The organism is Limnothrix redekei LRLZ20PSL1 (assembly GCF_043235035.1).
Taxonomy (GTDB): Bacteria; Cyanobacteriota; Cyanobacteriia; order CACIAM-69d; family CACIAM-69d; genus CACIAM-69d.
Window position 1 is genome coordinate 1 of the sequence record NZ_JAZAQF010000042.1, and the last position, 13,561, is coordinate 13,561.

A 13,561-nucleotide genomic window follows, 5' to 3' on the forward strand; every position below is an offset into this window, starting at 1 on the left:
TTTGCGGGTAGGATTGGCAATGACCGGGAGACGACTCATGAGCTGGGTGATGCTTCGGGTAGGTCTAGCCTAAAACCGGATTTAGAGCTGCCAAGTCGGCTTTAGCTTCTCTTTATAAATTAGCTCTGAGTTAGCAATCATTTTTAATCTCTTTTCGCTCGATCTTTTCCTCATCAACGCTTTTTCAGGCAATTTCTGGCGATTCAATCCCGTTTCACCCTCTGCACAATCAACGTTCGATCGATGTGCAATTAACTGCTATTGATGTGCAATTAACTGCTATTAACGTTCACTCAGCGTTCAATCAGCGCTCAATCCGCACTCAATCAACGTTCAATCCACCTTCAAGACAACGCCCAATTAAGCCTTTTTCAGCATGAAGGAACTCCAACGCTTGGCGATCGACCCGGCCCAATGGCATGAGGGCCAAATTCAGTTCACCGCCGACCAAGATCGCTATCTGCGGCGGGTGTTGCGGTTGGAACCGGGCGATCGACTGGTGGCCCTGCTGCCGGAGCCGATCGGGGAAAGCCGTTGGTGGTTGGTTGGTCTCGAACCCACGGGAGCCACCGCCCTGAAACCCCTGCCGGAGCCGATCGAACCCATCCAAACCCTCACGCTGTTGGCGGCTTTGCCCAAGGGATCGGGGTTTGATGAGGTGGTGCGGCAGGCGACGGAGTTGGGCGTAACGGAGATTGTGCCGGTGCTGAGCGATCGCACCCTGATGCAACCCAATGGCAACCGGCTGGAGCGGTGGCGACGCATTGCCCGAGAGGCCGCCGAGCAATCCGAGCGAGCCGCAATCCCGACGGTGACCGAGCCGCTGGCTTGGCCCGCCGCGATCGCCCAGATGGTCGAACACGACGGGCGGTTTCTTTGCGTGGCCCGGCGATCGGCTCCCCACCTTTGGCAGGCTTTGCAATTGCTGGCTGATTCTGTGCCCAACCCAACTTCAGCCCCCACTTCAGCGCAATCCCAATCTCCACGGGCGATCGCCCTGGCAGTGGGGCCAGAGGGAGGCTGGACTCCAGCGGAGGTAGACCAGGCCTTAGCGGCCGGTTGGCAGGTGGTTTCTTTGGGTGGGCGGGTTTTGCGGGCCGTGACGGCTCCGTTGGCGGCTCTGGCGATTGTGAATGCTTGGGGCGAAACGATCGCCCATGAGCTGGCCCCCTCAGAAGTTGATTAACCCCTGATCATTCCCCGCTGGGCCGCTCACTTCATATGATTGCGGGATATCTAGAATTGGGTGGAAATTTGCCATGTGTGCTGCTGCGATCGACCGAGGCCATTTGCTGACGGAACAGGCTAACCCCAACAGCGAGGCACTGGATCAACTGTCTTCCTTGGAGCTGGTGGATTTGTTTAACCAGGAAGATGCCAAAACCCTGGCAGCGATCGCCCAAGCGCGGGAACCCCTGGCCCGGGCGATCGACCTCGCGGCAGCGGCCTTGGCCCAGGGCGGGCGACTGTTTTATATCGGCGCAGGCACCAGCGGCCGGCTGGGGGTGCTGGATGCGTCGGAATGTCCACCCACCTTTTGCACGGATCCCGAACTGGTGCAGGGCATCATTGCCGGGGGGCCGCCGGCCCTATTGCGCAGTTCCGAAGCCTTGGAAGATCGGGCAGAAGATGGGGCCGCAGCCATGGCCGAGCGATCGGTGGGCGATCGGGATCTGGTGGTGGGAATCACGGCCGGCGGCACAACCCCCTACGTCCAAGGCGCGTTGATCGAAGCGGCCCGCCGGGGAGCGAAAACGGTCTTTTTGGCCTGCGTCCCGATCGACCAAGTGCCGCCGCCCAGTGGCTCGGTGGATGTGGATTTGCGATTGCTGGTGGGGCCAGAAATCTTGGCCGGTTCCACCCGGCTGAAGTCAGGAACCGTGACCAAAATGGCCCTGAATATCCTGTCCACCGGGGCCATGGTCAAGCTGGGCAAGGTCTATGGCAATCGGATGGTGGATGTGTCAGTCACCAACAGTAAGCTCCGCGATCGGGCGGTGCGCATGGTGCGCGACTTGGCTAGCCTGAACCGTGCCGAGGCGGAAGATCTGCTGGATCGATCGGGCAACCGCGTCAAAACCGCCCTGTTGATGCATTGGGCCGGAGTCGATCGACCCCAAGCAGAACAGTTCCTTACCCAAGGGGGCGGCCAACTGCGGCAGGCCGTGACCTTAGCTCAAAGCGCCAGCAGCCCCGCGTAACGGTTCGGCAATCCCGATCCGCCCCGGCCAAGCAACTGCGATAGGATGGGGCGTACTGCATTCCTGAACTGAGACCGGAAACCGCCATGCCCCTTGCCTCCGAAAATTTGGCAACCAGCGCGATCGCCCTCGCCGCCCTTGTCATTCTCGGCTGGGGGTTTTACCGGGCCCGCCCCTTCGGCAAGCTGGGCATTCTGGCTTGGCTGCAATCGGTGGCGCTGATGTTGCCCTGGTTGGCCTTCTTTGCGCTGTTTGCGGCCGGCGTTTATCTCAACCTGGCGGGCATTTTGTTGGTGTTGGCCCTGTCCACGGGGTTGTATATCTTCCTGGGCAACCGACTGCGGGCCGCAGCGAAGGAGTTACCGCCCCCAAACCTCTCGGCCTTGGCCCATCCGGAAACCACCCCCGATGCGGAATCGGCCGCGATCGAAGGGGCCGCCGCCCCCAAACCGCCCACGCCACCCCTGCCCGGAATGCCGGAGGTGGTTCCCATCCCCGCTGAAGACCTAAAAACCATTCAAGGCATCTTTGGCATTGACACATTTTTCATCACCGAAACCGTGCCCTACCAGGAAGGTGCAATCCTGAAGGGCAACCTACGCGGGGAACCGGCGAAAGTTCATGCCCACTTAAGCCAAAAGCTGGCAGAACGCCTGGGCGATCGCTACCGGCTGTTTTTGGTGGAAGGGCCCGACGAGCGGCCAACCTTTGTGGTGTTGCCCAGCAGCACGGATCCCAAACCCGCTTCCTTGGGACAAAAGCTGTTTGCGGTGGCCCTGATGATCGCCACGATCGCCACCTGTCTGGAGTCGGCCGGGTTGCTGCAAGGGTTTGACCTGTTCTCCACGCCCGATCGGGTGATGGATAGCCTCCCGATCGCCCTGGGGCTGCTGTCAATTTTGGGCGTTCATGAACTGGGTCACCAAATCCTGGCTCGCAAACTGAACGTCAAACTCAGCTTGCCCTACTTCCTCCCCGTTTGGCAGATCGGCTCCTTTGGGGCCTTTAACCGGTTTGAATCTTTGCTGCCCAACCGCCAAAGCCTTTGTGATATTGCCTTGGCGGGGCCGGTGGCGGGTGGAACCCTGTCCCTGTTGCTGTTGTTGGTGGGGTTGGAGCTGTCGGGGCCGGGCAGCCCCTTCCAAATTTCCTCGGAATTTTTCCAAGGCTCCATTTTGGTGGGAACCCTGGCCAAGCTGGTGCTGGGGGCCAAGCTCCAGGACTCCTTGGTGGATATTCACCCCCTCGTGGCGATCGGGTGGTTAGGGTTGGTGATTACGGCCATTAACCTCATGCCCGCTGGTCAATTGGATGGGGGGCGCATTGTCCAAGCGATCTATGGCCGCAAAACCGCCCGCCGCACCACGATCGGGACAGTGGTGGTGTTGGCTTTAGCTTCGCTGGCCACGCCGTTGGCGCTCTATTGGGCCTTGGTGATTGCCTTTTTGGTGCGCGACTTGGAGCGGCCCGCCTTGGAAGAACTGTCGGAGCCGGACGATGCCCGCGCTGCGTTGGGACTGTTGATGTTGTTTTTGATGGTGGCGACCCTGTTGCCCCTCACCCCCAGCCTGGCCGGGCGGTTGGGCATTGGCGGCTAGAGTCAATCTCAAGACTTCCCAATCTCAAGACTTCATGGGTTCGAGCAATTCACAAGCACTTCATTGATTGATGATTGATTGATTGATGATTGCTGATGTGGGTTGCCGCTCTTGAAATGCTTCTCCAGAAGATCCATTCACAGGAGACCCCCCTATGACCCTGTTGCAACGACTGGAACGCTACACCCAAGGGCGATCGACCGAAGTTTGGATTGTCCATGCGATCGTGGATGGCGAGCCGGATCAGGTGATGGTGTTTAAGGGCTTTTCTAGCTCCCTAATGCGCCCCACGGCTTTTGATCCGGATGTGCCGGTTTTGCCGCCTGATGCCACGATTACAGCGGTCGATCGGGCCATGGCCCCTTTCAAGCCCACGGAACCGCGCTATCTTGACCAGGGCCTCTCGATCGATCATGTGGATGCGCTGCTGGCGGCGGCCGATTGCTAGTTGTTCGGCCAGCCAACGGTTAGCTGCCGGTTTTGGAAATTACTGGTTTTGGAAATTACTGGTTTTGGAAATTCAGAGTCTAATCGTGGCGCTTTGACAGTGAGACTGGTTTTCAGACTCCCCACCAGCCCAAGGTAACCAGCAGCGGCGGCACCAACAACACCACTCCCACCAACACCGCCACGATCGCCGCCATCAACACGGCCGCCGCTGCACAGTCCTTGGCGACCTTGGCCAAGTCGTGGTAGTTCTTGCCCACGGTCAGATCCACCACCGACTCGATCGCCGTATTTAACAACTCCAGCGCCAACACCAGCCCGATCGTTAAACCCACCAAGGCCAGCTCAACCGGGGGCCGCTGCAACCCCACTCCCAGCCCGATCGCCACCACCGCCACCACCGTATGGAGACGGAAATTGCGTTGGGTCAAAAACGTATGCACCAACCCCGCACCGGCATAGCGAAAGCTAATCAGCAGATTGGGGGCAATTTTCCAAGCTTGGTCGCGGCGGGTGGCGGATGGTGAAGGTTTTTGGGGTTTCTGTGAATCGTTCATCAAGGCTGACGACGGATGACGGGGAAACCGACGGGCACGCGACGGAACATCCAAGGCGGCGCGACGGAAAACAGACAGCAGGAGTCGGCGGAATCTCAACAAGATCAAAAATTAACAGGAGCAACCGGTCGGCGAGCCACCCATCAGCCAGTCCAGGGGCGGAATTTGCCCGGAACCTGGCCCATGGATTGTTATCCGGCCAATAGCTTGGCGCGATCAACCTGCGGGGTCAATCCAACCGCTTGGAGCAGGGCCGTTTGCCGATCGAGCATTTGGTTGAGTTCCGGCTCCGTGGGGTGATCCCAACCCAACAGGTGCAAGAATCCATGGGCCGCCAACCAGGCTAACTCCGTGGTTAGGTCATGGCCCGCTTCGGTGGCTTGGCGTTGGGCCGTTTCCACGGAAATCACCACATCGCCCAGCTCGATCGCCCAGTCCCCCAACTCTGCATCGTCCACCTCTTCGAGGTCGGCAAAATCCACCTCGGGCGCTTCCCACTCCAAGGCCGCAAAGGCCAGCACATCCGTGGGTCGATCGACCTGGCGAAACTCCGAATTCAGTTGATGGATTTCCCGATCGCCCGTTAATCGCAGGCTCAGTTCCAGCGACGGCAGTTGACCCGCCTCATCCGCCTGATCCGCCAAATAGGGCATGTCCTGGGGCGATCGGGCATCCAACTGAGCCAACCAGGTTTCAAACCAACTTTGCCAAGTGCTGTCCGCGATCGTCACGGTTAGGGGACTGTAGCCCGTTGGCTCATCCTGCACACAGACATAAATCGGTGCGTCGTCGTCCACTTCCGCCAGCTCCATTTCAAATTCACGCATGGTTTTGGGCCTCGGGAGAGCGAATCCTAGCGGGTGAGATAAGCCAAGCCCACCAACGCCCCCAACAGGACGATCGTGGTGAGGGCAAAGTGCTGGAGGGATTTGCCCCCCTTGCGCACCATGTTCCGCATGGCTAACTTCACGTAGCTAGGCGGTGGTTCCGAGGGGGAAAGGTTGGGGGGCGTTTCGGTTTCGGGAGCCATGGAAAAACTCTGGAAAAGCTTGCGGATTGGGAAGAGATTGAATCGAGTGGCGTTGCGGGTGGCCCTGGGGTCACCGCCCCGCTCGATCGTCAATGGTACAGGAGCAAGATTGGCCGCGACCGATCGACCTCCCCTAAATCCATCCCCGATCGCGCCCAAATTGCATCACCAATTGATCGCCCGCCTTCAGGGACTTCACGAGCCAATCCAGTTGCAATTGGGCCTGGGCTGCCGCATCCAGGGCCCAATCAGGGCGATCGGCCCGCAACCGGGTGGTCAGGTCATAGAGGCACAGGGCCACACTCACGGAAATGTTGAAGCTTTCGCTGAAGCCAAACATCGGAATCACCGCGTAGTGATCCGCCAGTTCCAAGGCTTCCGGCGTGAGGCCCGTCAGCTCTGTGCCAAACAAAATGGCCAAGGGACGATCGATGGGCACAGCCTGAATGGTGGTGCTGCGTTCGTGGGGCGTGGTGGCCACCAGCGTATAGCCCTTGGCTTTGAGATCTTGCAAACAGCGGGCCGTGTTCGAGGGGCCAGGGGCCGACGCGGCTTCTCGGTAGTGCCGCAGGGTTAACCAGCGATCGGCCCCAATGCTCACCCCCCGGTTCGGTGCAAACTGATTGCGCGTTTCAATCACATGCACATCTTGAATGCCGAAGCCATCGCAACTGCGCAGCACAGCACTGGCGTTGTGAGGTTGATAAAGATCCTCCAGCACCACGGTGATTTGGCGGGTGCGCTGGGCAATGACCGACTGAATTCGCCCCCAGCGATCGGGCGTGACAAAGGTGCAGAGATGATCGATCAAAGCCTGGCGATCGGTCGGGGTCAAACGGTCAAGGTCAATGGCAGCAGCGGGCATGGGCAAGCGATCGGCAGAACCTGCCCATCATAAGGCGATCGCCCCCGGCTTCGCCCCTCGCTAAAATGAAGTCAATCTGTGCCTATCTCCCAGAGGTTGCCATCAGCATGGTTATCAGCACTGAGGTTTCCCAGGCTTCCTCCGCTCATCGGCCGGGCGATCGTCCAGATCCAGCCTTCAACCCAAGCCCCGCCGAGCACCGAGCGATCGAACGGCAGTACCCTTCCTGTGATGGACAGCCCATGGCTGAGAACACTGAGCATTTTGACTGGATTGCCAAGTTCAAAGCCAACCTAGAGCTGCTGTTTGCGCAAGATCCACAGGTGTTTGTGGCCGGCGACTTGCTTTGGTATCCCGTGGAGGGCGACCCCAAACAGCGGCAAGCCCCCGACACCATGGTTGTGTTTGGGCGGCCCAAGGGCCCGCGCAGTTCCTATTTGCAATGGCGAGAAGCGGGAATTGCGCCGCAAGTGGTGGTGGAAATTCTGTCGCCGGGCAATCGGTTTGGCGAAATGCTCAAGAAATTTCAGTTTTATGATCGCTTTGGCGTTGAGGAATATTACCTCTACGACTATGGGCGCAATGAGTTAACCGTTTGGGTGCGATCGCCCGAAACCAGCCAACTGTCAGAAGTGGAGTTTGGGCAAACCTGGACAAGTCCCCGCACAGCGGTGCAATTCCACCTAAGCGCCGACCGGTTGGCTTTGATTCGACCCGATGGCCGGCCATTTTTAAGTTTTGTGGAACTCGACCAGGAGCGTCAGGCGGCGGTGGACTTGGCCAGCCAAGAACGCCAACGGGCAGAGCAGGAACGCCAACGGGCCGATCGCCTGGCGGCCCTGCTTCGAGCCCAAGGAATCAACCCCGACCAGCTTTAACGTACTCTCCGTAATCAACGGGCATTTTCAAAGGATGTATGGGCCGATGGTGATACCATCGGACAGCCTTCTTTGCCCCTTGTTTGCTATGCCCTTGAAGGATTTTGAGCAAGACTCAGCCGGCCGTCACTTCAACTCCTCGCCGGCCACCCTCACCACCGAGGCAGACTCCTCGATCGCCCGGGAATGGTGGGTGGAGCGTTGGCTAGATCTGCTCAATGGCTATCGCTTCAAGAAGCGGCTGGAACGGGCCCGGGACTATGCTCGCCAAGGCCATGTGCTCAGTATTGATTTTAAAAATGCCAAGGTGATTGCCCGCGTTCAGGGCACGGAACCGGAACCCTATCGTGTGTCCCTGTCGATCGACCCGTTCACCGATGAGGATTGGGCGGCGGTGGCGGAAACCCTGGCCCAACAGGCGGGTTTTGCGGCCAAGCTGTTGGCGGGTGAAATGCCCCAGTCGATCGAGCGGGCCTTTGCCACCAACGGTCTGTCCCTGTTTCCCTTTGCCTTGGGCGACATTCACAGCCAATGCACCTGTCCGGACAAGGCGAACCCCTGCAAACACATCGGCGCGGTGTATTACCTGCTGGGCGATCGGTTCAGTGATGATCCCTTTGTGTTGTTTCAACTGCGGGGCCGCACTCAGCAACAGTTGCTCAAAGCATTGCGGGAGGTGCGATCGCGCCTGGTGGCGGAACTGCCTGAGCCCGTTGTCGCCAGTGAGCCGATCGCCCTGGAGCCGATCGACCCACAAACCCCGATCGCCCCGGCCACCGTCCCCGTGAACCTCCAGCAGTTTTGGGACTATGACCAACCCTTAGAACCGTCCCTGGTGGTCATTACGCCGCCGGCCGATGGTGACACCCCCCTCAGCCTCTTGGGGCCCTTACCCTTACCGACGGACGGCACCACGGACAATCGATCGACCCAAAAAGTGGTGACCCAATACCTGGAAGATGTATATCGAACGGCAGGCCAGGCGGCCACCGTGGCGGCCCTGTCCTAACCCTCCGCCCTCACCGTCTGTCCTCGCGCTGGTTCTATCGTTCTGGAGGCAATGCCATGACCACCCCCCTGAATGGTTCGGTGCGCGGTGAACGCCCGATCGGGCCGCCCGCGCCCGTGCAGGTGGTGGGCATTGGCTTGGACGGGGCCGCCGGTCTGAGTGAGCAGGCCCGATCGCTCATTGCGGAAGCCACCTTACTAGTGGGCAGCGCCCGGCAATTGGCCCTGTTTCCGCAAGCCACCGCCGAAACCGTTGTGCTGGGAGATTTGGATGATGTGGTGGCCGTCATTCGGGCCCACATGATCACCCAAGCAACGGAATCGGAGCCTCGGTTAGTGGTGGTTTTGGCTTCCGGCGATCCGCTCTTTTTCGGGATTGGTCGATTTCTGTTGGAAAAACTGCCGGCCCACTGGCTGGACTTCACCCCCCACCCCAGTTCCGTGCAGCTCGCATTTGCCCGGGTCAAGCTCCCCTGGCAAGATGCGGTGGTGTTCAGTGCCCATGGCCGATCGCTCGATGGGGCCGTGCGCCTGTTGCGTCAGGGCGTGGAAAAACTGGCGGTTTTGACCGATGGGGTCAGTCATCCAGGGGCGATCGCCCGATTGGTGCTGAGTTTGCGGCTGCCCGTGCGCTATCGGCTTTGGGTTTGTGAAAATCTGGGAGCGCCCGAAGAACGCACCCAGTCATGGGTTCTGGACGAAGCGGCCCTCACGGAAATTAGCGGCGAGTTGTTTGCCAACCTCAACGTGGTGATTTTGGAGCGAATCCCCAACGCCGAGGGGATCGATCGCGCCGCCCTACCCCTCTTGGGCATTGCCGACGGCGACTTTTGCAGCTTTCCCGATCGCCCCGGACTGATGACCAAGCGAGAAGTGCGGGTGCAAATTTTGGCGGAATTGGCCCTGCAACCGAACCAAACCGTTTGGGACATCGGCGCGGGAACCGGTTCCGTGTCGATCGAAATGGCGCGGCTTTGCCCCCACTCCCGCATCTACGCGATCGAGCAAACCCCCGCTGGCATCAGCCTCATTGAGCGCAACATTGAACGGTTCCAAACCAGCAACCTCACCGCCATCAAAGGCAAAGCCCCGGAAGCCCTGCGGCCCCTGCCCGCCCCCGATCGGGTCTTCATCGGTGGCAGCGACGGCCGCCTTGGTTCAATTCTCGACTGGTGTGCTCCCCGCATGGCCGTTAACGGGCGCATGGTGGTGGCCCTGGCCACCCTCGACAACCAAGCCACCCTCCTCGACTGGGTGTCGCACCAAACCGGTTGGCAAGTGCGCTGGCTTCAGGTCAGCCTCGCCCAAGCCGTCCCGATCGGGCCGCTCTGTCGCTGGTCGCCCCTCAACCCAGTGATCTTGGCCACCATTACGCTGCGCTAGATCGAGTCGCGTAAAGCAAATAAACCTGAGACCCTTTCAGGATATCCATCTGGTCACAATCAACATGCGCAAACCCCTGGGATGTGAGGTGGTTGCGCAGTCGGTCTAGTCGCCCGTCCAAATCATGCACCTCCACCACAACCTGTTGAATCACACTCCAAAGTTGCTCCAACCCCTGAAAAATCATTTCCTCTGACTTTTCCGCATTAATTTTGAGGAGGTCAATCCTAGGAATGGACTGCATTGAAGGAATTTGATCTAGGCGATAGACAGGACAGCTTAAGCGCTCATGACGAAAATGCTTCTTCAGGGTTTGGTCTAGCAAAAAGCCCCGCAGAAACCGAGGAATTTTGCTGAGCGCCTGCAATCGCTCCGGCACATCGGGGCCACTGGAATTGCGAATCAAGGTTTCCCGAAAGTCAATATATTCCCGATCGGTTTCATCGGGAAAAGCACTGGACAGCATGGGCGTTTCGGGATGAAAAGCAAACTCCGCTGTTCCCGTCGTATTCCCCAAAGCGCAGTTATAAATCTGCACATCAGCCGGCTCCAACTGAGCCATATTTTGTGTCAGCAATGAGGCAAGCTGTGGGATGGGTTCAAACACATAGGCAGTCATTTTGCGCTGACAAAGTTCAGCAGCCATGCTCGTAAAAATGCCCACATGCGCACCAACATCCACCACTGTTGCGCCCGGCTCCAGCTTAATACCATGCTTGAAGTACCATTGGCAATCTTCATAAATTGCCAGGGCTTCTGCCGCATTTGGACATTGCAACTGCACCTGATTCGGAAGGGTAGCCGTCGCGATTTTCATCACTGCTGTCATGGCTGGTTGATCAACGGATTATCGACAATTTATGAAGACCTTAGGGATTTGGGCCAATGCTTCACATCTTCATAGATACTCCGCGTCTTGCTTGGACAGAACTAGATCGATTTGTCCCGTGAGTCGATGCCCCCGAATTGCGCCATGGATTCGCTGGGGACGGGCCACTCGATCGGGATTTAAAAACCGCCAAGGCCCATAGTTATTGTGGATGTGATACGGGTAAAAGCCCCGCTCCAAGAAAGGACTCAACACCTGTTCATGGGTCATTTTTGCAGCGCGATCGCCCTCTGGCCACAGCAACGGTGTTAACTCAATTAGAATCAAAACATCGTCACGAAGTTGATCCAAAATTGGCACCATCCCCCGCAGCGCTGCGGCCTCCGCACCTTCCACATCAATCTTGATCATTCGGGCAGTTCTGAGTTCTTCCGCAGTCAGCAATGTTGACAACGGCTCCCCAGAAATCACGCACTCTTCACTCAGCGAGCGATGGGGAATCGTGCTAGACCAACCTTCAATTCCCTCCGCGCCTAAATAGAGAGGAATCAGCCCTTGTGTTTCCGTCACAGCCACATTCAGCGCACGGATATTGCTGCTTTTGGGGTTGAGTTTTAGGTTTTCTTGAAGTTTGAGAAATGTTCTCGGTGATGCTTCAATGGCTACCACACGACCTTCAGCGCCAACCATTTCGCAAGCCAACAGGGCGTGATAGCCCACGTGACACCCCACATCAATAAATGTTTCTGTGGGTGCCATTTCAGACACAATAAATGCAGAAATATCTGGCTCCCAAATGCCATACAGGAAAATACAAGCCTGAATGGAATCGGGAAAATGGCACAGCATCTTACTGCCGTATCGGGTGACGACGGGTAGGGCAAGGTTGGTTTTCAGGGCAGCCGCTAAACGAATTCCACCATACAAAACAAGCTGAAGGGGAAACACCAGCAGACAATACAGGGGATGGAGCCATGGAAAGAGACCCTGAGCTGTCGTTTGCAGAAATTGGGCTATTTTCTGGATGTAACCGAGCAATCCAAGAGTCCAATCTTGATCTTGGGTCTGGTCATCTTGAGAAAAGGATTCTTGTTCCGACAGACTCATGACATTTTCCTGAAGGAAGAGAAGGAGTAATGAACTAGCCCCTTGATTATTTGAGCGATGATTTGAGCGCCAATGAGCACCCACTAACGCCAAGCATGGAGGTTATAGATGTTGGATCCAGCAAGGCCCGGCTCTTGTTCAATTTCAATGTTTTGAAACTGATTTTGGGTGAGCAATTCCTGAATGGTTTGTAGTCGATGATCAATATCGTGAACTTCAATCACCAAACGCTGCACTTTTGCTAGATCTTCGGGAGTGAAACCCAGTAACACATCCAATTCAGCCTTTTCCACGTCGATCTTGAGCAAGTCAATCTTCGAAATTTGTTGCGATTCGATGATTTCGCTAGCGGTTTTAATCTGGCATTCAATGAGTTGATATTCAAAGAAGCGATCGAGCACTGGCTTAAAAGCTTCTAGTTGATCGGGAGGCAGATTTTGTCCAATGGTGGTCTGAAGCTCCAGCCGCTCTTCGGGCGTGTAGGGATATCCCGTGGACATGGCGGTTGCATGGGGATGATAGGCGAAGGAAACGGTTTTTGCTTCACGCCCCAACCCAAAGGGAAAACATTGAATATTGGTTGAGTCAATATTAGGAAGGTTTTGTTGTAATGCTTGAAAAAGGATTGGAACCGGCTCGAAGGAATAAATTTGAACGCCGGGATAGGTTTGTTGCATCCAAAAGGCAAACAAGCCAACATTTGCACCCACATCCCAAACCACGGCTCCCGGTTCTAGGGCCAGATTGTAGCTGAAGTATTGTTGAACCTGACTGTAGACAATGGGAACTTCTTCGGGGTTAACACAATAGAAGGTTTTATTGTCTAGTTCAGCGGTTTGGAGGGTGAAACCTGGGCTAGACTCTGACAATTGATCGCTGGGCATAAATTGTAGAACTGACTGAGATCACCTAAAGGTCAAAACACAAGCAACTGATCAACACAGACCCTGTCCATTCTCTATGGTCACATTCCATGAGCGTGATTCATGGAAACATTGGATGAGTCCGTTACCAATCGAAGTCAGGATCGCTAGTGGGGGTAAAGTCCAAATCTAAACTCAATTCAAAATCTAAATTGAGCTAAATTTGAATCCAGCTCTGAATTTTAAATTCAAAATTCAGATTTAGACTCGATCTTTAGTACAAATTCAGATCAGAATTTAAGTCAAGATTTTAATTAAGATCCTGATTAATCAAATAGATTTGACAATGACAGTAAAAGTATACGCAATATTTGAAAAATTGTGGGCAGAAATTAGATTAATTTTGTTTGAGAGTATTCTGAAATGATTGATCTACAAATTTCATCAAATGTTATGTTTGATACTTTAAAAATTCAGATCCCAAAGTTGTTTCTGAGGTTCAAGCAATGATCGCAACCAGGAGTAATTTTCAGGCGATCGCCTATCCTTGGAATGGGATTTGAAATCGATAATTCCGTGTCCTGTTTTTGGATGCTTTGGTTGCCAGCGTTGCCAGATTCAATCAATCCCAGTCCCTACCTCCATCACCCCATGGCGATCGGGCGATCGGGAGGTAGGCAACTTGCGAGTTAAGTGTTAATTTCCGGCTCCATGGATGACGAGCATTTGGGTTTGTTTTTCAGGGTTGGCGTTGGAAGATTGATGGTAAGAGATTGATGCCGGAGGATGGGTGCT

At 56.2% G+C, this 13,561-nt stretch carries 14 protein-coding genes; 7 read left to right on the forward strand and 7 right to left on the reverse strand.

All coding sequences use genetic code 11. From position 1 onward, the window contains the following. Positions 1-376: 376 nt before the first annotated feature. The 4 genes from VPK24_RS07025 to VPK24_RS07040 all read left to right on the forward strand — a co-directional run bounded on the left by VPK24_RS07025 (position 377) and on the right by VPK24_RS07040 (position 4,247). On the forward strand, positions 377-1,186 hold the full coding sequence (locus VPK24_RS07025; protein ID WP_393011651.1) for a 16S rRNA (uracil(1498)-N(3))-methyltransferase: 810 nt from the start codon (positions 377-379) through the stop codon (positions 1,184-1,186). A 73-nt stretch (positions 1,187-1,259) separates the two neighbouring features. Further along, entirely contained in the window at positions 1,260-2,201 is a 942-nt protein-coding gene (murQ, locus tag VPK24_RS07030) for an N-acetylmuramic acid 6-phosphate etherase (protein ID WP_393011653.1), read from the forward strand. Positions 2,202-2,287: 86 nt separating this feature from the next. Then, complete coding sequence (locus tag VPK24_RS07035; protein WP_393011655.1) at positions 2,288-3,799, forward strand: site-2 protease family protein; 1,512 nt, start codon at positions 2,288-2,290, stop codon at positions 3,797-3,799. A 154-nt stretch (positions 3,800-3,953) separates the two neighbouring features. Continuing rightward, entirely contained in the window at positions 3,954-4,247 is a 294-nt protein-coding gene (locus VPK24_RS07040) for a DUF7734 family protein (RefSeq protein ID WP_099534049.1), read from the forward strand. A gap of 112 nt (positions 4,248-4,359) precedes the next feature. On the opposite strand, the gene VPK24_RS07045 is transcribed toward VPK24_RS07040, so the two are convergent. From VPK24_RS07045 to VPK24_RS07060, 4 genes are all read right to left on the reverse strand, one after another. Then, the gene (locus VPK24_RS07045) at positions 4,360-4,905 is read right to left on the reverse strand and encodes a diacylglycerol kinase family protein (protein ID WP_393011657.1); all 546 of its coding nucleotides are present in this window, start codon (positions 4,903-4,905) and stop codon (positions 4,360-4,362) included. Positions 4,906-4,994: 89 nt separating this feature from the next. Continuing rightward, positions 4,995-5,630, reverse strand: a complete 636-nt coding sequence (gene ybeY, locus VPK24_RS07050; RefSeq protein ID WP_393011659.1) for an rRNA maturation RNase YbeY — start codon at positions 5,628-5,630, stop codon at positions 4,995-4,997. A 26-nt stretch (positions 5,631-5,656) separates the two neighbouring features. Next, complete coding sequence (locus VPK24_RS07055) at positions 5,657-5,833, reverse strand: DUF3285 domain-containing protein (RefSeq protein WP_099534142.1); 177 nt, start codon at positions 5,831-5,833, stop codon at positions 5,657-5,659. A gap of 133 nt (positions 5,834-5,966) precedes the next feature. Beyond that, positions 5,967-6,698, reverse strand: coding sequence for a TrmH family RNA methyltransferase (locus VPK24_RS07060; RefSeq protein WP_393011662.1), 732 nt, complete (start codon positions 6,696-6,698; stop codon positions 5,967-5,969). Between the two features lie 107 nt (positions 6,699-6,805). Here VPK24_RS07060 and VPK24_RS07065 point away from each other — a divergent pair, with 107 nt between their 5' ends. The 3 genes from VPK24_RS07065 to cbiE all read left to right on the forward strand — a co-directional run bounded on the left by VPK24_RS07065 (position 6,806) and on the right by cbiE (position 9,967). After that, on the forward strand, positions 6,806-7,576 hold the full coding sequence (locus tag VPK24_RS07065) for a Uma2 family endonuclease (RefSeq protein WP_393011664.1): 771 nt from the start codon (positions 6,806-6,808) through the stop codon (positions 7,574-7,576). Between the two features lie 88 nt (positions 7,577-7,664). Beyond that, a complete protein-coding gene (locus tag VPK24_RS07070; RefSeq protein ID WP_393011666.1) occupies positions 7,665-8,585 on the forward strand; it encodes an SWIM zinc finger family protein in 921 nt (306 codons plus the stop codon). Between the two features lie 56 nt (positions 8,586-8,641). Continuing rightward, positions 8,642-9,967, forward strand: coding sequence for a precorrin-6y C5,15-methyltransferase (decarboxylating) subunit CbiE (gene cbiE, locus VPK24_RS07075; RefSeq protein ID WP_393011668.1), 1,326 nt, complete (start codon positions 8,642-8,644; stop codon positions 9,965-9,967). Here cbiE and VPK24_RS07080 read toward each other — a convergent pair. The 3 genes from VPK24_RS07080 to VPK24_RS07090 all read right to left on the reverse strand — a co-directional run bounded on the left by VPK24_RS07080 (position 9,954) and on the right by VPK24_RS07090 (position 12,787). Continuing rightward, positions 9,954-10,796 (reverse strand): FkbM family methyltransferase, encoded by an 843-nt coding sequence (locus tag VPK24_RS07080; RefSeq protein ID WP_393011670.1) that lies wholly within the window; start codon positions 10,794-10,796, stop codon positions 9,954-9,956. The two genes, cbiE and VPK24_RS07080, sit on opposite strands and share 14 nt — an antisense overlap. A 69-nt stretch (positions 10,797-10,865) precedes the next feature. Further along, a complete protein-coding gene (locus tag VPK24_RS07085) occupies positions 10,866-11,903 on the reverse strand; it encodes an FkbM family methyltransferase (protein ID WP_393011672.1) in 1,038 nt (345 codons plus the stop codon). Positions 11,904-11,986: 83 nt separating this feature from the next. Continuing rightward, the gene (locus VPK24_RS07090) at positions 11,987-12,787 is read right to left on the reverse strand and encodes an FkbM family methyltransferase (RefSeq protein WP_393011674.1); all 801 of its coding nucleotides are present in this window, start codon (positions 12,785-12,787) and stop codon (positions 11,987-11,989) included. Between the last annotated feature and the right edge of the window lie 774 nt (positions 12,788-13,561).